Here is a 21577-nt window from a genome sequence, read left to right as displayed (position 1 = left end):
CATGGTTGTATACATAAATCACGATTAGGAAGTCGTCGTGATGGTCGTAATCGTATATTGTTGTCCGTTAATGGTAATGCCATCTAGCAGCGATACATTTGTACCAGTAGGTAGCGCAATACTAGCCTCGTATGGATAAACCTGCTTCATTTGCTCTGCTGTCAATGTCAGTGATTCTGGTGCTTCGGTATCCTCAGATGTCGCTGCACCGGATTCGCTAGATTCGCTGGTTGCGCTATCCTTCGATGAGGTCGATGAGCTGGTCGGATCAACCGATTGTTCTTGATCAGTCGAGGTAGAACCTGCTTCTCCTGTTGTGCCTGTAGAAGAAGTATCCGTGCCGCTGCTCTGTCCAATTGCTCCACTATCAGTTGTATCGGAATCATCGGTAGTGGCAGTGCAGGAAGCCTGTACTTCCAGCTTTTCATAATTCACATCCTGCTTGCCGCTCAGATGCAGGGTTGCCTTTTTCGGTTGAAAGGCAGTGCAAGGCTCCATTGTTTTAAAATGGAATACCAAGCGCTCGGATGCGGCATTCTTCTGATCTTCTGACGAAGAAGTGCTGCCAGATGTTGTCCCGCTGGTAGAGCTGCTATTGGCTGCACCCGCATTGCTCGTGCTGGATGAAGCAGCAGTAACGATATTGCTGTCCACTTCTGTAGCAGCTTGACCAGTGGTGGCAGTTCCTGCGGCAGAATCGTCTTGATTTTCACTTGACGATGATTCATCACCAGTCGTGGAATCAGTTGAGGTTCCAGATTCGCTAGTATCGCCATTTGCACCAGATAGCGTAACTAGCACATTGGGCAGATCATCCGGATTGATAGCAGGTGTTTGCTGCTCCGATGTTGTCGGTGCAGTAGCCATATTGTCCGAATTACCGAAGATATGGGTGAAATAGATAGATAATCCCACAATCAGTCCAATGAAGACTACAAATACACCCATCAGCAGCGGCAAACGACTGCGATTACGGCGCATCCATTTCTGGAATGGCGTCGCTAGCTCATCCCGTGCGCGTGTATAGACAGCGGTCAGAGCAGGCTTATTTTGAGGCAAATTGTCTTTTGCCAGCGTACCGCGACGGAATGCTTCGCGATCATACTTACGGAAGTAAGCCAAAATCGCCGCTTCATACGCCGGTACAAATCGTGGACCCTTGGTACGATCCTTTATTCGTTCATTACCCTTACGAGTGCCGGAACGCTCACTTGCCGATGCACGTGGACGATCCAGCACATCCTCGCCGATCATAAAAGCAGCGCGTCCTTCCGACCAGTTGAAGAAACGATAAATATTTTGCTCATCTGGCGAATGACGGCGCACTTCCTCCACAAGTGCTGCATAATCGATATCATTAGGCTTGGCACTGTAGGCAAAAGCGGCAGGCAATCGGTCAAATTGACTGTTACGAATATCCTCACCAATCCAAGCACGACCAAGCTGCTGCACGATGTCCTTTTCGGCAATCGGCAAATTGTCCATCTCATGCAGTACATCTTCATTTGTCTCATCGCCAGTGCCGGAGAACCAGAAATGCAGCAGTTGCAGCGCCCGCTTCTTACCGTTCAATCGGCGTTCGGCACGTTCCGGCTGCTCATCGCTTGGCAGTGGATAGGACAGGAAATCTGCTTGTAGCAGACGACTGCGGGTAAGATCCTTTAAGTCCAATTCACTAAGCAGCAATCGCTCTGCCGAAGCACGCATATCCTCGCCTAGACCCGATTGCACCCATGCACTGCTATTCATATCTGGCTGTTGACCGGATTCTAGTCGCTCTAGCTGCTTGAACGCATTGCTGGTTGCCAGCAACAAATCGGGGCTACGACGCAGGGCTTCCATAAACGATTGCCCTGCACGGTTACAATAATCATCCATCTCTAGCAGCTGTGGATATTTGCTGCCCCACTCCGCCGCCAGCGTGATCACTTCCTCCACCGATTGTGCCTGTTGGAATTTGCGATCAATCAGCGGTGTCAGCAGTACAGTTGCCAATCCCGGCTGACTGCCAACAACCGAGATAAATGCTTCATACAGCGGTGGCTGACGTTCCATCATCGCATAAAAAGCATGACTTTCCGCCACCTGTCCGGCAGATAGCGCATTGCGAATCGCTCGGATAAAATACTCCAAAATTTTTCGTCCCGTGTGCTGCGGATCAATTCCATAATACTCAGCAAATACTTCCGCAATCGCCACATCCGGCACATGACCATCACGCACCGCATCAAATTCTCGGTCAAAGCACGCCAAGAACAGATCATTTAACCGCATAGCGGCTTCCAGTGCTCCTGCGGGGCGTAGATGACGCAGCAGCGTTTGCAGCACTAACGCGCGCTGCTCAGCATATAGCTGCAGATCACCTTTTTCCACACGGAACAGCAGTGTCCATTCATCATATTGCGCCGGATCAGGCAATGCTTCCTCAGCCGAATCTATTCCAGCCTGCCCCTGATCGGCGAACTGCTGCAATTCGCGCAGTAGCTCCGGCTGATCCAGATGCTGGCACACCCAATCGATATAGAGCTGACCAGCACGCCCTGCCTGTGCCGCTTGAATCCGTCCATTGTTCAGATCGAAAATATAATCCCGCTCAATATTGCGGTCGCCCGCTCGAATCGAACCGCTCTCTACAAACAGCAATTGCATGCCCTTGCGGCTCTCTGGTTCTTTGGCATAGGTGGTAAAACCAAGCCTGCGCCGAAACGCATACGGAAGCGCCAGCATAATCACACTTGTCAGCTGACGCGCATAATCGGACAGCTGAGCAATCGGCACATTAAGCGAAATATATACTTTACGATGACGATGAATAGCTGACATCACAGCACCCAGCAATTGCCGAAACATCCCATCGTCGATCTGCAACTGATCCAGCAATACACGCGGCTGAATCGTATTCGTTGGCGACGATACAGCTGCCGAAGCACTACTGGATACAGCATCACCAGCAATATTCATTTGTCCTTCTGCACGCATAGGCAGCTCGTTCAGCTCCGGTAATTCGCTACCCTGCTCTAGATCATACTGCTCTACAAAGGCAGTATTCAGCCAACGATCATAATGATGTACCCAATCCTCGCCCAGCGCGGACGGAATCATATAGTTATGTGTAAAAAAGGCACTGCGCAGACCTGTGAAATCGGTCGGCACGTATACGCTCTGTCCAAGCACAATATCGCGATTTTCCAAACGCACCAGCTGTAGGGCAGAAGGATACAAAGACGCATCCTTTTCCCCTTTCGCCTGCAATTCTGCTGGTGCATCATAGGAACATAGCGGATGGATCGCCTTTTTGATCAAAGACGGGTCCAGTCCGGGAGAACGCGCAATCGTGTCATAGCCTTCCGTCGTGCGGAAAATTCCGCTTTTCTCGCGTGTATACAGCTGCTGCTGAATGCGAGCGTCAGAAACCATACTCAAGCCTGTCGTCTCCCTTCGATATAATTCAATTTGTACATCAGCCATACAAACGGCTCATCCACCCGAATCGGGCTGACGACACTTTGCAGCTTTTGCTCTACCGGATTACTACCCAATGCAGAGACGGCAAAATAGGCGGTGTCCTTAAAATACACATCCATCGTGCCTTTGAACGGACGATCCACACGCTCAATAAAGCGGCGAATCTCACCGTCGATATTTTCAAATTCATCCAGATCAAAGTGATCGCGGTGGACGACGTTATGGAAAATATTACTGTTGGATTTGATATATTCGCCATCATCGCCACGCAGCGATTCCAGCATATCGCTTTTGGTCAGTACAACCGCAGTCGGAATATCCGTCTTGCTGTCTTCTTGGTGAGCGATAAAATCGCTGAACAACGTCAGCACCACATCGCGCGGCTCATCATAACGGGATACCCATTCGCCGCGTGTATCGCCTAGTTTGAGACGAATCCGGTCACGAATGGAGCGAATTTGCAATGGATCGACCATGAACAAAATGCCAGACGAATTTTTGATATGCTGACCGTGCAATCCAAGATAGTCTTGGTCAACCATACCTTCACCCGCTACATCGAAGAAGACGAGTGTGAGCGGCGGCTTGCTCTCATCCTTGAATACAAATTGGAAAATAAATGGCTCCTGCATCCGTTCCTTTTGCGTGGACGCGAGTAGATCGCCGCGTTCAAACAGCGGCTCCTCATAATTCATGCGGAACTTGCGGCTAATCTCTGTCGTCAGCGGCATGCAAGCAGCATCAAAATGATCAGCGGTGGAATTTTGCAGCGTATGGATCAGCGCAGTCATATACACCGACTTACCGACCTGAGATGCACCGACGATGGAGATAATATTACTCGGCACCTTGCCCGCAGTTACTGGCAGCTCGTTATGACAATGCGGGCAGAGACGGCGACGAGTCACCTCGCCATAACGGTCATTCAGTCCGACCAGTACCTCGTCAGAATAGATCCGGTGCTCCTCTGGTACATCCTGTGGACGCAGCACTGCCTCCATGTCCTGCACGGTATCCAAACCGAAGCGAGCACGATAGCGATTCAGCCGTGCATCTTCGCGCAGCGCATAATCCTCGTCATCCTCACGGTAATGACTTGCCCGGAACTCTACCTCATCCGGTGTGAATTTGTTAAAGCAATACGGGCATACAATATCGTAAAATAATGGTCTGGGTTCAGCTTCCGGTTTGCGTTTAAACCAATCGAAGATTTTCATATCCCCCATCTTCCCCCTACTCCAAAATTAATTCGTACATGTGTCCATACTTGCGTCCATCAGTAAAAAATAGACGCACATATTCGTTTTTGCCAATCTCAATCGCGGGTAGCTCATTGCGTCCTGCACGGAACGGCTCGGCAAATGGATAGACAATGCCATCATCACGGCTGGCTGGATAGCCGCCATCTTTTTTTACATAGCATAATACATCGCGCTCTACTGGCACTTCGGCATGCACCTCGATGCGTACTGTTTTGCGTTTGCTGAACCAGCTGGATTGCTGACGAATGGTATAACGGATGTTGGCTTTACCTGCGCTAAGCTCGACTATGTTACGATCATCGTGCTGACGTACAAGCATTGTTTCGCCATTTTGCTCTACTACTAGATGTACACGATAGGCAATTTTGCCAAAGTGGTCGATTCGGTCGCGGTAGCCATTGGCTGCCTTGTACTCCTCGCGTGTGTATAGCTTGAGAGAAGTGGTATCGACAGAAGCAGAGGAAGGAGAAGGTATGGCGGATGTATGCGCCGCATGGGAGGATGTCGAATATGCCGATGCTCCTCCATCTTCGCTGCGATCTGTCAGCTTCTCAATGTACACTGCCTCCGCGCCTCGAGGCCATAACCAACGCAGTATACACCAGCCTTCTTCCGACTGCGCCGTTAATCCGTGGATCACCTGCTCATCCTCCGGCTTTGCATCCAGATAACGCATCCCACCCTCTCCTTCCTCCGCCTCTGCGTACTCGTCATGATGATATGTATGCTCATGACTTGATCCATATTGTTATTTTCGCGTATAGGGTTACCTTAAAAGAGGTATGACCGTATTCCAGTACGTATTACTGCTGGTCGCCACTATTGAGCTGCATTTATAGTAATGTAGCTCGTCTGGCTTCCCGCTAACGCTTGTTTGTTTTATTTTAAACCAGAATAGATCGTATACCCAGCTTATTCGTTGCGATTTCTGCTATAAATACAATGGTAGGGCAGGAATAAGTTCCCGCCCTATGTCCATCGTAGCTGTTAACTGTATCCGCATCAATCAGTTGTAGTTATTCTGTATGCATGCACGAGTTCTTTAACGCTGAAAGGTTCGACCGCCATCACCCGGACGGCGACGACGCGGAGAACCCGAGCTGCTACTTGGCAGTGGCGGAGTTTCGTTACGGCGAATCAGACGCTTGTTATTTTCACCAATCGGAATGATCAGGGTGAATAAGGTAAAGACTAGCGCCAGAATCATAATTGCCAAGAACCGAATCACCGCATCCGTCCACGACCAATCCGTTTTACCAATGCCCCATTCAAGCAGCAATCCTGCCAGCAATCCGCCGACCCCGCCACCAACACCAAAGCTGCGTGCCAAGAAGCGATTGTCGAACATCAATCCCCAGCCGACACCCATGAGTGCTCCAATGAGAGCAATCAATACGACGTGGAGAATTTTATAATACAGATTACTGTTGAACGGTTCGCTACGTTCGGTAACGAGGGTGCGTTTGTCCAGTGTGTCGTAGATTTGTTGGAAGGTTTGGTTCAAATCCCCTGCTTGAGCTACACCATGGTATTGCCCACCCGTTTGTGATGCAATCTTGGCAAGCAGATTTTCACCCCCGCCATTGGTAAGGGTAAGACCGACTGTATTGATAACGATCCCACGATCACGATAGGGTTGTAATGAAGACATATCAAAACTACTATATCCATCTGATAGCATAATGACTGTTATACCACGATCACTTTGCTCCTGTTGTACAATCTGATCCATTGCTGTATCCAAGGCGGCAGTAAAATTAGTACCTCCATCGCCAGCTGTCAACCCATCAATGGTTGCATTCACCTGTTGTCTTGAACTTCCCTCAAGTGAAGTTAGGGGCAACATTACATTAGCCGTATCGGTGAATTCAATGATGCCCACACGCATGTCATTATCCATCGAGTTGACCATATTTTTAATCGCTTGATAACGCAATTTCTGCGGGTCAGTATCCAGCATACTACCGGAATTATCCACGACCACGACAACATCCTTCACTGTACGTGCGCCATTAAAATCCAGCTGATACAATGCCTGCGATGCCAGACCGACGACGAACATGACGACCAGTGTTGCTGGAACCAGCAGCTTCCATGAAACATCGGCATAGCGTTGCCGCCAAGAAGCTCCATTTAGCACTGGCGAGATCATTTCCGCCAGCAAGCAGAAAATGCCGATCATCAAGCTAATGATGCCGAAATACAATCCCATGAGTAGAATGCGTGGCATCCGGTCGAGATACGCGTGCAACAACCACTCGCTGAAAATAAAACCGAGCGCGCCTCCGATGAGGCTAAACAATACGAGAAGCCAGTTGATCTTGCGCTGCATCTGTGGCTTCCACCCCTTTCCTTTGTAAACTGGATCAAACTCTTGGGTAGCTAGATTGCAATATACCGCTTCGGAAAGGGATTTGGGCACGAACTCCGGTGAAGCCACGAGAATCTACGGATTAGGATAAAATGTAGATTCTCGCGGCTCCAAAGTCGTCCTAAGCCCAAATCCCCTTCGCTCCGTGCATGTAGCTAAGGTCGAGATGTAAGACATGTTGTGGGTGGATAGACGATGTAAAATCAGGATTACGATTGTCGATCCGCTTGCATTTTGACCTTAATGTTCTGATTTCTTACTTTTCGTCGGAATGGAAGGTATAACCATTCGCTACATACGTATCGTAATACGTCTTACCGTTACGGTAGTACATGAGGTCTTCGATGGTGAAGCCGCCCATAAGGTTTAGCTTTTCGACGCCGCTGGTGCGGTCTTCGTGAATGAAGCCGGTTTTGTAGATGCGGGTCGTGTGGTCGACGCCAGTGGCGTAGCGGACAAACTCGCCGTTGGCGTTACCGAACATGTACTTTTCCTCGTACCGGTGCTTGTGTGTGTAGTCGAGCAGCCGGATATGAATGGTGGCGCGGTCTTCAAGTGTGCGGTATAGCTCTTTGAACAGGTCTTCCTGCGACAAAGCCTGTTTGTTGTTGTAGTCGATCGTTACGTTGGCGCGGCTCAGCAGTTCTTGTTCAAAGGTTTGCGACAGGATTGGCGACGGCAGTAGGTCTTGGCGACAGATGGTAATCAGTCGATCCAGCAGTACGTCCGACCCTTTTTGCAGCAAAGGCATCACATCACCCACACTTCGCTCCTCGAAAAAGGCATGTTCGCCGCGTTTCTCTTCTATATCTGCCATCACCTCGGCAGTCAGTCGACTGTAGTAGTCGGCGATATTTTGACCGATGTAATCGTCGGCAGAACGCACGCTGGCTGCTGCAGCGCGGTTCAGCTCCAGCGCTAGATCGTCCATTTGTCGTACTAGCACTTGGCTGCCACGATGTAGAGCAGTTAGCTGCTCCTCCCAGCGGCGGTATAGCTTCAATCTCGTTTGCAATTTTAAAATGTACAGCTTATGCGGATAGATAGTTTGGATCAGCGCGCGCGTCAGGCTGCGCACATTATGCTTGTCCATAAAAGGCAGCTTTTGAAACGTCAGATCGTCCGCACGACTGCCATACCAGCTATCCAGATCTTGCTGCGCTTGCTCAATCGAGATATTCAGATCGCGAATCCGATTGTGCAGCACGGTCCAGATGCTATCTGGATGATTCTCATCACTCCAAGCAGCTAGCTGGTAAAAGTGTACATCCCTGCGACCCTTCATTCGCTCGGAAACTACCGCACGAAACTCCTGTTCTGCATTCCAGCGCTCCAGTCGCCGCGCCGTTTCCTGCTCATAATTGTCCGCAAAAAAAGCATCACCGCCCTGTTCAAATAAGGCGTATTCCGCTTCCCGCAAACTCATCGAACGCAGCGAGGAAAAACTAACCGAGCGGGTCATCAGACTATTCATATCCTCTAAACGACCTTCGTCTGGAATGAGCTGCTCCAATCGGACATCCATACTGGGCTCGTCCATACCGAGCAGCCGTTCACGCTCAGCAACGCCAAGATCCGGTTCGCGCTTCATTCGCTGCACCAGTCCAAGAAAGAAATGCTCCAACACGGTTAGCGCAATCGCTTCATCTGGTCGTCGTACCCGCGCGAAACCCGCCGATACCAATCCCTGACTGCCATCCGCATTGCGAATATTGTTACGAAATGCCGTATTGTTATAATCTGAGCCATGGGACGATGCGTCGCTGCCCGTATCGGAACGCTGGCGATTTTTGAGCAAGCTGATCCGGCAAATGATGTCGTAATTGCTAGCAATCCCGCCATTCACAGATACCCCGCGCTCATTGCGGTCGGATAAAATGTATGCCAATTCAAACAGCGGCGCTGCCATATGCTGCACCATGACCGCCAAACCATCCTCGGTACGCTGTAGCGGTGCGCTCAGACTGTAATCGTCGCGCTGCATCTGCTCTACTTCTTGTAAAAAGGCAACTCCTGTCGAGCTGGCATACGCAAAGTTATTCTCCTGTTCGCCTTCATGCACCAGCACATACAGATCCATTTGCACCGATTTGAACGACTGACCGAGAATGGAACGCGCCAGCAATGCAATTTCTGGCACCAAAATATTCATTGGATCTTCCACGCGCGTAATCACCGACAAATGCAGACGGTCAAAGGACGAATACAATCGTCCAAAGTCCGCCAGTCGGTGCGATGCTTGGCGAAACGTTTTATTCAATTCCAGTAGATGCTTGCTTTCTTCCCGAAAATGCTTCGCCCAATCTGGGCGCCGACGTTGCGCACTCGAACGTGCTGCATCCGGCGAAGTTAAGTACGTAATGAGCTGCTGTGGATGCTCCTCCCGGTGAATGGAGGAAGATGCCGCCGCTTCCGACTGCACCTCCACATACATCACCCCAGCTCCGTTATCCCATTTTTGCGCATTCACGCTGCGGATATGTTCCGCCGCCTGTTGAAGACCATCCCCGACAAACAGGAAAACGGCGGGGTAGTGAATACTGCTCCGCCCGTCTCCTTGTCCGGCTGTCTTCTCCCCGGCGGCAGCGTAAGCTTCCGCAAATGGTGTCAGCCGTTCCTTCATCTTATTTCAGCTTCCGACGCAGATCATTTAATTTGGAAACCATTTGTTTGTAGAACTGGTATGCTTCATCACCGTTGACCAGTTCCACGCGCTCATATTCCAGACGATCCCGTGCTTCCAGATACGTCTCATACAATTCATCCAGCTTGTTCAGCAGTGGGGTTACGTCCTCAGAACCTGTCAGCTCGTTGTCGCGACGATCCGCTTTGCGCATCAGCACAGCGCGGCTTTTCTCGTCCAATTGGCGGAAGTGTTCGAAGATTTCGAACTCCACTACATTTTTCGTTTTCATCAGATTGACGAACGGTTCCCATGCCTCTTCTTCCTCGTCACGGTCATACACGAACAATGCACCTTTTTTGGTGATTGTATCGGTGTACAGCGCTTGAACGAATTGGTCGATCTGCTTTTCTTCGCCTTCATGACGACCAAGCAGACTTTCCAGCTCGCTGATTTTCGCTTGCAGTGCATCATATTTGCCCAGTTCCTCGCGCAGACGAGCAATCATTTTCGGCGAGCGAATCAGGTTGTCAGATGCAAGTTCCTCGTTATAGCTGTTGAAAATATCCTTGGTCGATTCCGCAGGCAATCCTTCGCTCAGCAGACGACGCAGTTCTGCCAGCGCACGCTTCACCTCACCCAGATTCGGACGGGACGCATCCAGACGCAGATCGTAAGCACTCAGTACCGCTTCCAGATCGAACGGCTGGCTGAAACGTACGGCAAACCGACTGCTCGTATTCTGGTCTACATCCTTCTCAACAATAATTTGCAGTGCACGAGCACGGTTAAAATCAGCACGAATGCGCGCATTGTACGATTGCACACGCGTATTCACATACGTATCGCCCCATGAACGTTCTGGAATCGGGGATGGTAGATACGTCCAGTTTTCCTTCTCGCTCATCACCAGATGTCGACCGACACCTTCGCGATCCAGAATGGTACGCTCGTAGTTCTCTTCATATACCTTCAGCGGCGTATACACAAACAGCGGTACACCATTGCGTGTATTCAGCCAGAAGATGCGATTTTTAACCTGACTTTCCTTAATGGTAAAATGCGATTTACCAATCGCGTTGTTCTGATAGTTGCGAATCCCGCGCAGGATGCTTGGCGCTTGTACCGGCACGGACACAAAGCCCCATGACGGGAAGTGCAGATTGCCCGCGCTGTTGCTCAGATGGAATACCGGTACGGCATCGTCATCCAAACGGCTGGCAATTTGACGCTCCACAAATTTCTCAATCGGCTCGTCTTCTCCGTACTTCATCACCAAGAAGTCTTCCATCGAGCGGGTAATCAGATCACCGAATTTGTCGCTCAGGAAGTCGGAGATGGAGCGCACGATATCGACTTCGTTTTCTTTGACCCACTGATCAGAATGATCCAGCAATTGGGTGGAGAAGTCACGAATCAGATCATCGCCATCCTTGCTATCCATAATATCGCTGACCGCTTTGGAGATGTCCGGCACGCTGACCAGATTCCAATAGTACGTTTTGTTGCCGCGATGATCTTCCTGCTCGCTGCCGCTTGTGAGCAGCTCGCCATTTTTCTCAAAAATAGAGCTAAGTGCATTCAGCACCTCGGTGAACACGCCGTAAATACGGTTGTTTTCACGGTTCAGCAGCTGATACAGATCCTCGTAAAACTCGATCATTTGCTGCGTACGCTCGACATCAGCACGCAACCAGTACTCATCAATCTTCGCTTCGATATACACGTTTTTCTTTTTATCCTTGGAAACGAACGCACTTTTCGCGTCGCCGAGACGATCATTCGCATATTCTGCTGCTGATTCGATGTCGCGCGGAATGCGAGTTTGGCTTTCGCGCAGTGTTTCGATATACGAGAGCAGCATTTTCAGCAAGGAGAAGCCTTTTTCGGTGTACAGCATACGCGATACATAGAATGGACCTTGCTCTGGATGCAGGAACATCCGACGAATCTGATCGGAAAATTGACCGACAATCTCGCCCGGCAATTGCTGCTTCGCTTTGATATATTCTTCGCGCGCACGGGTTAGGAACGTTTGCTCCAGCTCGGTATCCATGCTGACCGCCTGCATTTTGACTACATTGTTGTAGCTAAGGCGCTCACTGTTCTCAAAGCCCGGCAATGGCTCCGGTACACGCGATTCAAATGTTTTGGTCATCGTATCCAGATCGACACCCAGCTTGCGGGCAAAGTTTTCTACCGCTTCCTGATCAGGCGCTTTATCAAACATTTTGTCCATCTTCTGGAACAGTCGGTATGCCAGATACGTTGTCATTTCTTCAATCGGCAGCACCGCAGACGATGCACCGATGATGTTGTATTCATAGTTGGCAGGATACGCACGGTTCATCTGAGCGATGTTGGTACGAATATTGCTGATATAGTCATGAATCGCAAATTCCTCGCCAGATGCCTTTTCCTCACTTGCCATAAAGTTCGTAATATTCTCAGCGGTGACATTCATGCAGTAATCATACGCATTTTCCAGCAGCTTGCCTTCTGTATTCGTTGCTGAGATCAGATGACACAGGTTAAACGGCGGCAGCGGTGAATTCACATTCAAAATATTGCCGTACTGCTGCTTGAAGCGTTCGCCGCGTGCGTCTACATTCATCCAGTAATCCAGCTCTTTCAGCGCGGCATAACCATTTTTGCGAATATATTCGCGGGTGTGCTCGCTCAGGCTTTTATTGGACAGGTTGACGTCAGGCGTGAACAGATAACCGAGCATGGTCAAACGGTCGATACCAGCCGAGCCGAAGTCGCGCTCTACAATTCCGCGTACGATATACGAAATATCGAGGAAGGAGCCACTGCCTGTACCACCGGACAAACCGGTCAGTAGGAAGACCATCAGCTTTTTGTTGGTGCCAACGGACAACGTTTTGATCTTTTTGTCGATGCTTTGGACAACCTGATTGATCTTAGTGAATAGCAGCAGACGTCCGGCTTGACGTACACCGGCTGCACCGTTCATGCCGTCGGTAATGCTCATCTCTGGAGACAGCCATTCGGTGATATACGGCTCTAGCAGGCTGCGATTTTGCAGCAGACCGCCGATTTCCGGGTTGGACAGCAGCACAAATTCATTATGCGGGTCCAGACCGACACCTTTGTATTTTTTGTTGCGATCTTGTTCGTTCGTTTCAAACGCAAGGAATTCGACGTTGTCGGGCTTCTCTTGTTTTTTCTTCGTAACCGGGTCTTCCGGCAGACGGAAGCGACGGTTGATTTGATATTTCAGTCGCAGCAGGGCATCAATACCCGTACCGCCAAGACCGATGATCAAAATGGGATTGTCGATCGTATCAACGCGTATTTTTTCACTGACAATACCGCCACCGAGCGATACGTCGAGCTGTTGGATGTGTTCTCTAACAATTGGTTTCATGGATGATCCCCCTTGTAACCTTCATAGTATGGTGTCTTCACCTGTTGAATTGTGATCTGGTACTAAATAGACTCGCCAGACGGACCGCATGATCCGCTGGCAGACATCCGTTTCATTTCTCTCTGTATTCCATGATGTGTTGCGGCAGATCGGTAGATACCAAGTCCGCCGCATGTGATTGCATATAGATCAGTTTAAATATTCCAGCAAAATTGTCTTGTCGACCTGACGCAGTGCAATCGTCAGACGATCGCCGCTCTTCAGCTCGTAGCCTCTGGAAGCGTCAATAGCGCGACCGGATTTTTCGATACCGCTGTCCGCTTGATTGCGGATCACCAGACGGTCGTTATTACCCGGTGTAAAGATGATATTTTCAGTTTCCTTCAATTCCGGCGCCAGCTGTAGCAGCTGATGCAGATTGAATTTGCCACGGAAGGTGGTCAGCTTTTTGTACTGCGGATATGATTTCTCGCCTGTATTCTCATCTCGGATCTCGATCACCATCTGACCGACAAAGCCGCGATTTTTCTGTTTCAGCCATTTGAGCAGGAACCAGATTCCCACAGCTAACAGCAGAAGCACAACGATCAGGATAATCCAGCCCATGATGCTCAGACCGGCAATTTTGCCATCGCTGGCACCGCCACCGCTTGCATCTACTGTTACCGGCGATGTTTCACGGTAAAAGCTTTGCTCCTCTGCGCGCACAACCAGCTGATAGCGATGATTGTCCGGCACTTCAAATGTACCAGTAAACTCGGTACCATTTGTATTCAATGGCACCTGACTGGTTGCTTTTGTATCCAGATCAGTCACATTGAGTACAGCCTTCATGCTGCCTACCTGCGAAGCATCAGTCAGCTTTTGTCCGTTGCTAGCGAGATAAGCGGAAATATCAATGTCATCGCCTTTGCTGTACGCCTTGTCCTCAATCGGATTCAGCGCCAGCTCCAAGCTGTAATTGAAAATGAGATTAATATCAATCTTGTCTCGATCGACACCCTTCACTTGCAGTGTCCAGTCGCCTTGTTTCGGAGTCAGCAGTTTCACGAGTGAATAGCTCTTTGAAGTGGATAATGTCGCTTGATCGGATGGCACTGCAACCGCTTTGCCGTCTGGATCAACCAATTTCACTTCGACCTGCTGAGAAGACATGATTGAGATATTCGCTTCTTTGACACTTTGGTTCGGGATGTTGATCTTCACATCCTGAAATTGTCCATTACCGGTGATGGAATCGACCGGCACCACATTTACCTGCTGGTGAGCGGCGAAAATATCGCTCAAAATCTTCGGCAGCTCATCGGCGGAACTAGTTACAAAAGATTTACCGCCTGTTTCGCTGGCGATGTTCGCCAACGCCTGCTGATTGAGCTTGCCGTCCGCATTCAGACCAACCGTATAGACTGGATAGCCAAGCTGCTTGGCTTTGCCCACTGCCGTTTGCAATTGCTGATCGGCTTCGCTTTTGCTTTTGCCGCCATTGCTATTCAGCTCGTTATTCCCATCGGCGAACAGTACAATCATCGGCTCATTGCCCTGCTGGGCACCATCCTGCAAAATATTGACCGCTTCGCTCATCCCGACCGAAATATCGGTATACGGTCCACGGTTCAGATCATCAATAAATGTTTTTAGACCTGCTTTGCTATCTGCCGAGGCGATGCTCGTCAGTGCCTTTTCCCGTTCAATCTGGTCGGTATAGGCGACGACACCTACGCGGTCGCCCTGCGTTGGCAGCATATCAATAAACAACTTCATCGCTTCGTTCCCTAGCTTGTCCGGGTCACTGTTCTTCATTGAAGAACTGACATCCAGCAGCAGCACCGCATCAATAGGAGCGGTATTGCCGTTGTTCGTATTACTGCTTCCTGTCGCCGCAGCGGCAAACAGGGTTCCCGGCAGTAATGTCACACTGAGCACAACTGCCAGCAGTATATGCATGAAATTCCATTTTCGTACGGGCATCATTCTACTCCTTTGCTCAAGGTAAAATGTTGGTTCGTGGCTGGCAGGACTACGGCCATGATCTCATATTGTAGCGGATCAGGATTAAACGCCGGTTAAATTCACCTTAACATGCCTTAAAAAACATAAAGTGAAAAATTTGATACCACTTTCACCACAATATCCATAATAATCCATATCTTCCCGAATGCCAAAGCCTGATCTCACATTGCCAAGTCATGAATCCGATATCTTCTTACACTGACCCAAACGATCTGATCAGCAGATATACACAAGGAACGGATATCATTATAGCTTATAATATGCAATTGTTTCCCCACCCTAAGACGGGGAAACAGGCTGGACTATCGGCTAAAAGTTGAATATACACCATCGCTCCCTTTATTCCGGCATGGATTTTGGCATAAAATAGAATACAAACTTCGCAATCGGTAGAGTCGGCTCGCTGGTGCTGGGTAAATCACTGTTCATTACACTACACAGTGCCCGCCCAAACGCTGGATGGAACGAAGCGGTACAAATACCGCCACCATCTGGCAGCCGGAAAGCGCCGAACATCTCCCGATACCGGATCAATAGGAAAGGATTGGACTATGGATATACTTGCATACGTATGTATGGGCATTGCGTTTCTTTTTGTTGGAAGTCGGTTGTTACTCTACGCGATTCGCCGCAAAAAAACGCCTGCCGAGCAGGAATTGGAAGAGTTGCTATTGGATGTAGTCAATCAAAAGCAAGGCAAATGATTTCAAATATAATGTAGAGAGTGATGCCATACATGAGTACAACCAAACAAGCGGTACAATTGCCGACACTGGAGCAAAGTCGGCGGAAATACGACCGATTGCGCGTCTGCCGCAAGTGCGGACGCTTTACCATTTTGCCGGGTGACAGCTGTCCCGATTGCGGCAAATCCAGATTAGTGCCAGTGATGGAGCAGGCGCGACGTCTGGCTGGACGACGGATGCTAAACGAGATATTGTTTACGATTATTTTGGTGATCGGCGCTGTTGTTGCCGCGCCGACGACGATGCTAATTGCATTGTGCGCAGCCGGAGGAGCAATTATATTGGCGGCGCTGATCGTCGTACAGCGGCGCTTTCGTGAGCGAGATACGCTGCGGCAGTTGGGTCGATTATTTCGGCAGCAGCGAACTGCTATTTATGATGGACTGGTAGAGGATCAGCGGATTGGCGTGGAGCTGGTACGAGATGGCGAAGAAGTAGAGGGCTATCATGTGCTGCGCCAGACGGCGGTTGTTGTGCACAATGATCGCTTGCGGCTCGCGCTCCTATCCTTGCTGCAAAATTTCCGACTTCGCAGCGATATGGATCTGGAGCTGGAATCGCTGATTACGCGCGATTTTGACCCTTTGGTAGCGGAATATATTGGCGAAGTGGCGCGACTCAAGCGCGATATGATCAAGGATAAAGCGATCCGCTATATTATTGCGCATGAACCGAAAATATTGCAGATGGAGCAGGGGTGGAATATTCTGATCAGCGTCACTTCTGCCATGGTGCGTATGAAACGGTATATCGCGCTGTATCCGGGCTTTATCCGTCGGTACGCCCGACATTTGCCGAAGGAGCGCTTTGTGCGGCTGTATCGAATTGTGCATAGCGATTCAGCGCTACTAGCCGATGCGCTGGCACAGGATCTGGATAGTATCCGTATGGAGTTGTACGCGTCCGATCCTGCCTTTAGTAGCCCAACAGCGGGAGCGCAGCGGTCATGAGAACCGTATTACGCTGGTTCGCCCTGCGCAATCTGCTGTTGTTCTGCTGCGCAGTGGGCATCGTCCTACTTGTGCTGAAAGGAATCGGTGTGTACCACAAAATCAACTGGGTACAAACAGCGGATCAATATTATACGCAGCAAAACTGGATACAGGCGGAGTCCTTTTACCGTCAAGCGCAGGATAATCGGTATCTGAGTTATGAGGAGCAGCATATCGCATCACGATTGCAGGAGTTGGCTCCGATCAGCGCTTGGAGTGATACGGTGTCCAATACAGCTAGTCGTTTGCAGGCTGCGCTTGATCTCAATCAGTTTGATACGTATTTGAATGTGTATCGGGAATGGACGCAGGCGCAGCAGCAACAGGCGGAACAGAACGACAAGTACAGCAACGAATACGGCAAAATCACACAGCAATATGGCATGGAACGATTATGGCAGCAAGGCTTTAGCGCGTTCCGTACACGGTTCGAGGGAGCGCTACAAAGCAATCTGGATAATCGCAATTACAGCGATGAATCTGCCAAATGGAATCTGCTGCGCATTCCTTCTGCGTATTGGCTCAAATCAGATAACGGTACGGGAAACAGTAGCTCTGCCTCCAATGGCAGTACCCAAGCCCGCAATGGTAGTTCCAGCCAACAGGCTGCGGTACAAGCGAACCAGCTACGCAAGCTGTTTGAGAACTATGACACTACCAAGCTCAAGCGACTGGCGTCTGCTGGGGACTTTAACGCGTTTCTGACCAATGCGTCCGAAACATGGCAGGCGTACCAGCAGCATCAATATAGTGGCGCACGCTGGGTAACGTCGCTTGCCGAAGAAGGCGCACAATCGGTCATTGCCAAGGACATCGCCGCTGGACAAGCGGAGCGTTTTGTCAGTCACGCAGTCAGCTTCCGCACAGCGGCACAGCAACTCAATCTGTCGTCTTCCTCTGTGCTAACGACGATTGATAATGAAGTGTCCTCGCTGCAGGAGCAGGCTTTTACGATGACGACCAACAAGCAATTTCAGCAGGCGCTTGATTTGTATACTGCATTGACACCGCTTGGCGATATGACGCAACATATCGCCCGCACCAAGCTGGCGTGGGCGATCGATGAACCTGTTACTCTTTTACAAGGAAGCAATGCGTCGGTTTCGTATCAGCATGTGACTGGTGGCACGAATTGGAGTGCTGTTCCGGTATATGTGGTGGCGACGGATCAGAATAACACTCTCTTTTTCGGCAAAATGGACAACGACGGCAATGCCAGCGTCTGGTCCGGTGAGATAGGTCAAACTGCTGCTCAGATTCAATCGCTAGCAGTTGATACGCAATTGAGCACGATCGAGCAGCCGATTGTGGTCGTGCAGTCGCAATCGGATGTAGAGGGCAGCCCTTTGTTCTCGCTGTATGCCGTAACGGGTGGCGGGTTAAAGGCGATAGCTTCATTTGCCGGAGTTAGCTATGAGGTACAGCCAGATCGCAGCATCATTGTGCATCAGCCGATTGGCGGTAGTGTAGGACAGGTGGATATCTATACGCCGGATGAGAATGGAACATATAGCAAAACGGACAGCCGCATGGATGGCGGACAGTACACCGATATTGCAGTCTCCGAGATTGGTGCACATCTGAACCAGCCTATTCGATTTACAGCAACTATTGTATCGGTGGACGATGAAGGCGCGATTGTAAATGAAGGCGGCACGTATGTGCGGTTGAAGGGTAATCTGTCATTCGAGACGGGGACATTTATAGTATATGGTCAGTTCGACGGAGAATATGAGTCGTTTATGCCTACTGATTCCAGTTTGTCTGGGGATGGCAATGTGACAGATGGGAACTCTTCTGCACCCGATGGAAATGGCGATGTCGGAGATGGTACTAATGATATCAATGACACTCCTGCACCGGATGAGCAGTTTGAACCCGAATATGGATTAGGCGATAATCCGTTGCCGGGCAATACGCCGGGAATGAATATCAATATTCCGGTTGTGCATGTGGACAGCATCGAATGATGCTGTCTTTTTTTATCTTTTAACCTGGAAAGTAATGATTTATAATCAAAAGTAAAGAAACAAAGAAAATGAGATTCTCATTTTTCATTCTAATTTAACCTAAGGGAGGAACTAGACTATGCCTGCTTTGCATCAGCAATCGGAAGAATTGCAATGGAAACGCGCGCGTGTATCCGCCAAACGTCAGGTGACAATTCCACAAAAGTTATACGAACAAGTTGGGATTCAGAGCGAAGTTGAATTTGCTGTGCAGAATCATCAGATCATTATGAGACCAGTTAAAGAGTATGCGGATAATGATCATTTTGCTGATTTGATTCTGGAAGATCTTTTAAAAGAAGGCGTACCTCAAGATCAACTGGTTGCGCGTTTTCGCGAGCGTCAGCAACAATTGTCTCACGCCACACAATCCCTAATTAAGGAATCTCGTCAGGTAGCGCAGCAATATCAAAGCAATGATGCGACTGCCGATTTGTTTGGCGATGTGATGGAGGATTAAATGCTACCCGTCACTTATTTGAAGCCTGCCGAAAAATATTTTAAAAAGCTAGTTGAAAAGCCTCTTAAGCGATTGTATCTAGATGCGATTCAAACGATTCGTACGAATCCCTATGCGGGCAAGCTGAAAACAGGCGATCTGGCAGGTATTCGAGGTTATGATATTTACTATCAAGGGACTAATTATGAATTGGCTTACCGAATTGAAGAAAATGACGATGGTGAGTTAATTGTTGTCATTCTCGCAGGTACACGCGAAAATTTTTATGAACAACTCAAGCGTTATATGAAAAATTGATTGCGAAAAGCATACTATATTAATATCTAGATTAATATAGAGCAACAAGACAGCTTCTCAGTTATATTTTTTCTTCGTTATGTCTATCTCCTACTCTAGAATAAAACAAGGCGCTTCCTTATAAGCATAAGCAGAAAGCGCCTTATTATGTCCTATCTATCATTTCAATCAAAATGACCATTCTCATGATGTCCTACCTTACCAGCGCAGGCTGTACATCTGCCGGAATCGGACATTCATACGCTCGTCCCTGCAAACGCTCATCCAGTTCCTTCCGAGCGTCTTCCAGCAATGCTGGACGTTTTACCAGTTCTAGCGCGGTGGCTACCATAATCTGCGCTGCATACAGCATCCCTTTATGCGCAATCGACGTTTTACCCAACGTGACCCACTGCCAGCTATGCGCAGCAGTGCTATTGGCAAAACAAGCCGTCGTACATTGCACGGTCGGTGTGATCCAACTTACATCCGACACATCAGTTGAACCGTATAGCATTTGTCCGTGCTGATATGGCAGCACTTCGCTAGCGATTGCCAGATTACGCTGGGAGGCTGGTAACTGCCATGATACCTGCTTTTCCTGCTCGGTCAGCGTATCGCGCACCGCCTGCGCGAGTGCAATCTCTTCGTCGGTATGCTGTGGTACAGGGAACAATGAGAACTGTTCCAGCATCACCTGCTCTAACGTGCGACTAGGTACAATTTCGGAGCAAGCCTTATCAAAAACAATCTCCAGCTCTGTCCCCGTCATTAGCGCCGCACCGCGTGCTACATCATGCACACGCTCTACAATCTCCGCTGCCTGACTCACATGCGGAGCGCGAATCAGGTACAGCACCTCCGCCTGACTTTGCACCACATTCGGCGAACGTCCACCCGTATCAGTAATCGCATAATGAATACGCGCTTCCTGTACGATATGCTCACGCAAATAATTGACGCCCATATTCATCAGCTCCACCGCATCCAGCGCACTGCGACCTAGATGCGGAGCAGCAGCAGCATGAGCACTACGTCCTTTGAATTTATAATAATACTGATAATTCGCCAGCGTATGTACCGACATCACACTATGGTAGTCAAAGGGATGCCACGTCACCGCACTGTCCACATCGTCAAACAATCCGGCACGCGCCATAAAGGTTTTGCCAGACCCGCCTTCCTCTGCCGGGCAACCATAATAGCGTACCGTACCAGACAAGCCCTGCTCCTGCATCAGCTGCTTGAGTGCAAATGCCGCTCCGAGCGCCCCCGTACCAAGTAGATTATGCCCACAGCCATGCCCATTACCACCCGGCTCTACTGGCTGCTGCACAGCTGTCCCCGCCTGTTGACTTAAACCAGACAACGCATCGTATTCACCAAGCAACGCAATTACTGGCTTCCCACTACCAAACGAACCGATAAATGCCGTGTCCAGCCCACCAACACCACGCTCCACGGCAAATCCTTCCTCTTCCAATGCCAGACAGAGCAATTCTGCCGAACGCTGTTCCTGAAAGCGTGTCTCCGCATACTCCCAGATCTGATCGCTGATGTCCGTTAACCGCTGTCCTCTCGCCTCAATCGCTTGGCGAATTGCCTGCGTATCTGTCATTTGTCAACTTCCTCCCAGTCCGATAAATACCATAATAAATACCAGTTCCAGCATATAGCCGATTACCAGCATCATCGGTACCGTCACCACCAGCAAAATCAACCGCAACTGGCGCTCTACGCCATGACTTTCCATCCAGCGACGTAGCCAGAACCAGAGCAAGATTAACGCTGGTGCGATGATCAAGATACCAACAATCACAATTCCATAAAAGAGTCCACCCGCTTGCGAACCCGCAGCACCTTGCTCCAACCAACGTTCTTTGCCTGTAACGAGTGCTACGACAGCAAGCGCCATGATCACATAATAGATTTTGATGCCGATACTCCATCCTTTTGAACGTTTATTCACGTT

The 21577-nt window shown here is 49.5% G+C and carries 15 protein-coding genes; 5 read left to right on the top strand and 10 right to left on the bottom strand.

Annotation, left to right across the window (positions count from 1 at the left end):
* Window positions 1-24 precede the first annotated feature (24 nt).
* The 8 genes from ABXR35_RS14830 to ABXR35_RS14795 all read right to left on the bottom strand — a co-directional run bounded on the left by ABXR35_RS14830 (window position 25) and on the right by ABXR35_RS14795 (window position 15638).
* A complete protein-coding gene (locus ABXR35_RS14830; protein WP_367062801.1) occupies window positions 25-3417 on the bottom strand; it encodes a GAP1-N2 domain-containing protein in 3393 nt (1130 codons plus the stop codon).
* 2 nt (window positions 3418-3419) lie between these two features.
* Entirely contained in the window at window positions 3420-4682 is a 1263-nt protein-coding gene (locus ABXR35_RS14825) for a TRAFAC clade GTPase domain-containing protein (protein WP_367062799.1), read from the bottom strand.
* 16 nt (window positions 4683-4698) lie between these two features.
* Window positions 4699-5403: a beta-mannanase gene (locus tag ABXR35_RS14820; protein WP_367062012.1), complete on the bottom strand. Its 705-nt coding sequence runs from the start codon at window positions 5401-5403 to the stop codon at window positions 4699-4701.
* 366 nt (window positions 5404-5769) lie between these two features.
* Window positions 5770-7149 carry a vWA domain-containing protein gene (locus ABXR35_RS14815; protein ID WP_367062009.1) on the bottom strand — a complete coding sequence of 460 codons (1380 nt, stop codon included), beginning with the start codon at window positions 7147-7149 and terminating at the stop codon, window positions 5770-5772.
* Between the two features lie 205 nt (window positions 7150-7354).
* Entirely contained in the window at window positions 7355-9721 is a 2367-nt protein-coding gene (locus tag ABXR35_RS14810; protein ID WP_367062006.1) for a transcription initiation factor TFIID, read from the bottom strand.
* 1 nt (window position 9722) lies between these two features.
* Complete coding sequence (locus ABXR35_RS14805) at window positions 9723-13112, bottom strand: tubulin-like doman-containing protein (RefSeq protein WP_367062003.1); 3390 nt, start codon at window positions 13110-13112, stop codon at window positions 9723-9725.
* Window positions 13113-13301: 189 nt separating this feature from the next.
* A complete protein-coding gene (locus ABXR35_RS14800) occupies window positions 13302-15083 on the bottom strand; it encodes a vWA domain-containing protein (protein ID WP_436669370.1) in 1782 nt (593 codons plus the stop codon).
* A gap of 378 nt (window positions 15084-15461) precedes the next feature.
* Entirely contained in the window at window positions 15462-15638 is a 177-nt protein-coding gene (locus tag ABXR35_RS14795) for a hypothetical protein (RefSeq protein ID WP_367061997.1), read from the bottom strand.
* A gap of 35 nt (window positions 15639-15673) precedes the next feature.
* On the opposite strand from ABXR35_RS14795, the gene ABXR35_RS14790 reads away from it, so the two are divergent.
* The 5 genes from ABXR35_RS14790 to ABXR35_RS14770 all read left to right on the top strand — a co-directional run bounded on the left by ABXR35_RS14790 (window position 15674) and on the right by ABXR35_RS14770 (window position 19626).
* Window positions 15674-15826, top strand: a complete 153-nt coding sequence (locus ABXR35_RS14790) for a hypothetical protein (RefSeq protein WP_367061994.1) — start codon at window positions 15674-15676, stop codon at window positions 15824-15826.
* 32 nt (window positions 15827-15858) lie between these two features.
* Window positions 15859-16818, top strand: coding sequence for a hypothetical protein (locus ABXR35_RS14785; protein ID WP_367061991.1), 960 nt, complete (start codon window positions 15859-15861; stop codon window positions 16816-16818).
* Window positions 16815-18830, top strand: coding sequence for a hypothetical protein (locus tag ABXR35_RS14780; protein ID WP_367061988.1), 2016 nt, complete (start codon window positions 16815-16817; stop codon window positions 18828-18830). Before ABXR35_RS14785 ends, ABXR35_RS14780 begins: the two co-directional genes overlap by 4 nt.
* Window positions 18831-18948: 118 nt before the next feature.
* Window positions 18949-19329 carry an AbrB/MazE/SpoVT family DNA-binding domain-containing protein gene (locus ABXR35_RS14775; protein ID WP_367061985.1) on the top strand — a complete coding sequence of 127 codons (381 nt, stop codon included), beginning with the start codon at window positions 18949-18951 and terminating at the stop codon, window positions 19327-19329.
* Window positions 19330-19626 (top strand): type II toxin-antitoxin system RelE/ParE family toxin, encoded by a 297-nt coding sequence (locus tag ABXR35_RS14770; RefSeq protein ID WP_367061982.1) that lies wholly within the window; start codon window positions 19330-19332, stop codon window positions 19624-19626.
* A 193-nt stretch (window positions 19627-19819) separates the two neighbouring features.
* On the opposite strand, the gene ABXR35_RS14765 is transcribed toward ABXR35_RS14770, so the two are convergent.
* Both ABXR35_RS14765 and ABXR35_RS14760 read right to left on the bottom strand, forming a co-directional pair.
* Complete coding sequence (locus ABXR35_RS14765) at window positions 19820-21223, bottom strand: M20 family metallopeptidase (protein ID WP_367061979.1); 1404 nt, start codon at window positions 21221-21223, stop codon at window positions 19820-19822.
* A gap of 3 nt (window positions 21224-21226) precedes the next feature.
* Complete coding sequence (locus tag ABXR35_RS14760; protein WP_367061976.1) at window positions 21227-21574, bottom strand: hypothetical protein; 348 nt, start codon at window positions 21572-21574, stop codon at window positions 21227-21229.
* Window positions 21575-21577: the final 3 nt, after the last annotated feature.

This window comes from Paenibacillus sp. JQZ6Y-1, assembly GCF_040719145.1.
Classification (GTDB): Bacteria; Bacillota; Bacilli; order Paenibacillales; family Paenibacillaceae; genus Saccharibacillus; species Saccharibacillus kandeliae.
This window is presented reverse-complemented; position numbering and strand designations above follow the sequence as displayed.

What these genes read in the sequence shown, in the direction of transcription:
- ABXR35_RS14810 (WP_367062006.1), bottom strand. Translation starts at nt 9,721, where the DNA reads ATGAAGGAACGGCTGACACCATTTGCGGAAGCTTACGCTGCCGCCGGG.
- ABXR35_RS14805 (WP_367062003.1), bottom strand. Translation starts at nt 13,112, where the DNA reads ATGAAACCAATTGTTAGAGAACACATCCAACAGCTCGACGTATCGCTC.
- ABXR35_RS14790 (WP_367061994.1), top strand. Translation starts at nt 15,674, where the DNA reads ATGGATATACTTGCATACGTATGTATGGGCATTGCGTTTCTTTTTGTT.
- ABXR35_RS14830 (WP_367062801.1), bottom strand. Translation starts at nt 3,417, where the DNA reads ATGGTTTCTGACGCTCGCATTCAGCAGCAGCTGTATACACGCGAGAAA.
- ABXR35_RS14820 (WP_367062012.1), bottom strand. Translation starts at nt 5,403, where the DNA reads ATGCGTTATCTGGATGCAAAGCCGGAGGATGAGCAGGTGATCCACGGA.
- ABXR35_RS14795 (WP_367061997.1), bottom strand. Translation starts at nt 15,638, where the DNA reads ATGTTCGGCGCTTTCCGGCTGCCAGATGGTGGCGGTATTTGTACCGCT.
- ABXR35_RS14765 (WP_367061979.1), bottom strand. Translation starts at nt 21,223, where the DNA reads ATGACAGATACGCAGGCAATTCGCCAAGCGATTGAGGCGAGAGGACAG.
- ABXR35_RS14785 (WP_367061991.1), top strand. Translation starts at nt 15,859, where the DNA reads ATGAGTACAACCAAACAAGCGGTACAATTGCCGACACTGGAGCAAAGT.
- ABXR35_RS14780 (WP_367061988.1), top strand. Translation starts at nt 16,815, where the DNA reads ATGAGAACCGTATTACGCTGGTTCGCCCTGCGCAATCTGCTGTTGTTC.
- ABXR35_RS14800 (WP_436669370.1), bottom strand. Translation starts at nt 15,083, where the DNA reads ATGATGCCCGTACGAAAATGGAATTTCATGCATATACTGCTGGCAGTT.
- ABXR35_RS14770 (WP_367061982.1), top strand. Translation starts at nt 19,330, where the DNA reads ATGCTACCCGTCACTTATTTGAAGCCTGCCGAAAAATATTTTAAAAAG.
- ABXR35_RS14825 (WP_367062799.1), bottom strand. Translation starts at nt 4,682, where the DNA reads ATGAAAATCTTCGATTGGTTTAAACGCAAACCGGAAGCTGAACCCAGA.
- ABXR35_RS14775 (WP_367061985.1), top strand. Translation starts at nt 18,949, where the DNA reads ATGCCTGCTTTGCATCAGCAATCGGAAGAATTGCAATGGAAACGCGCG.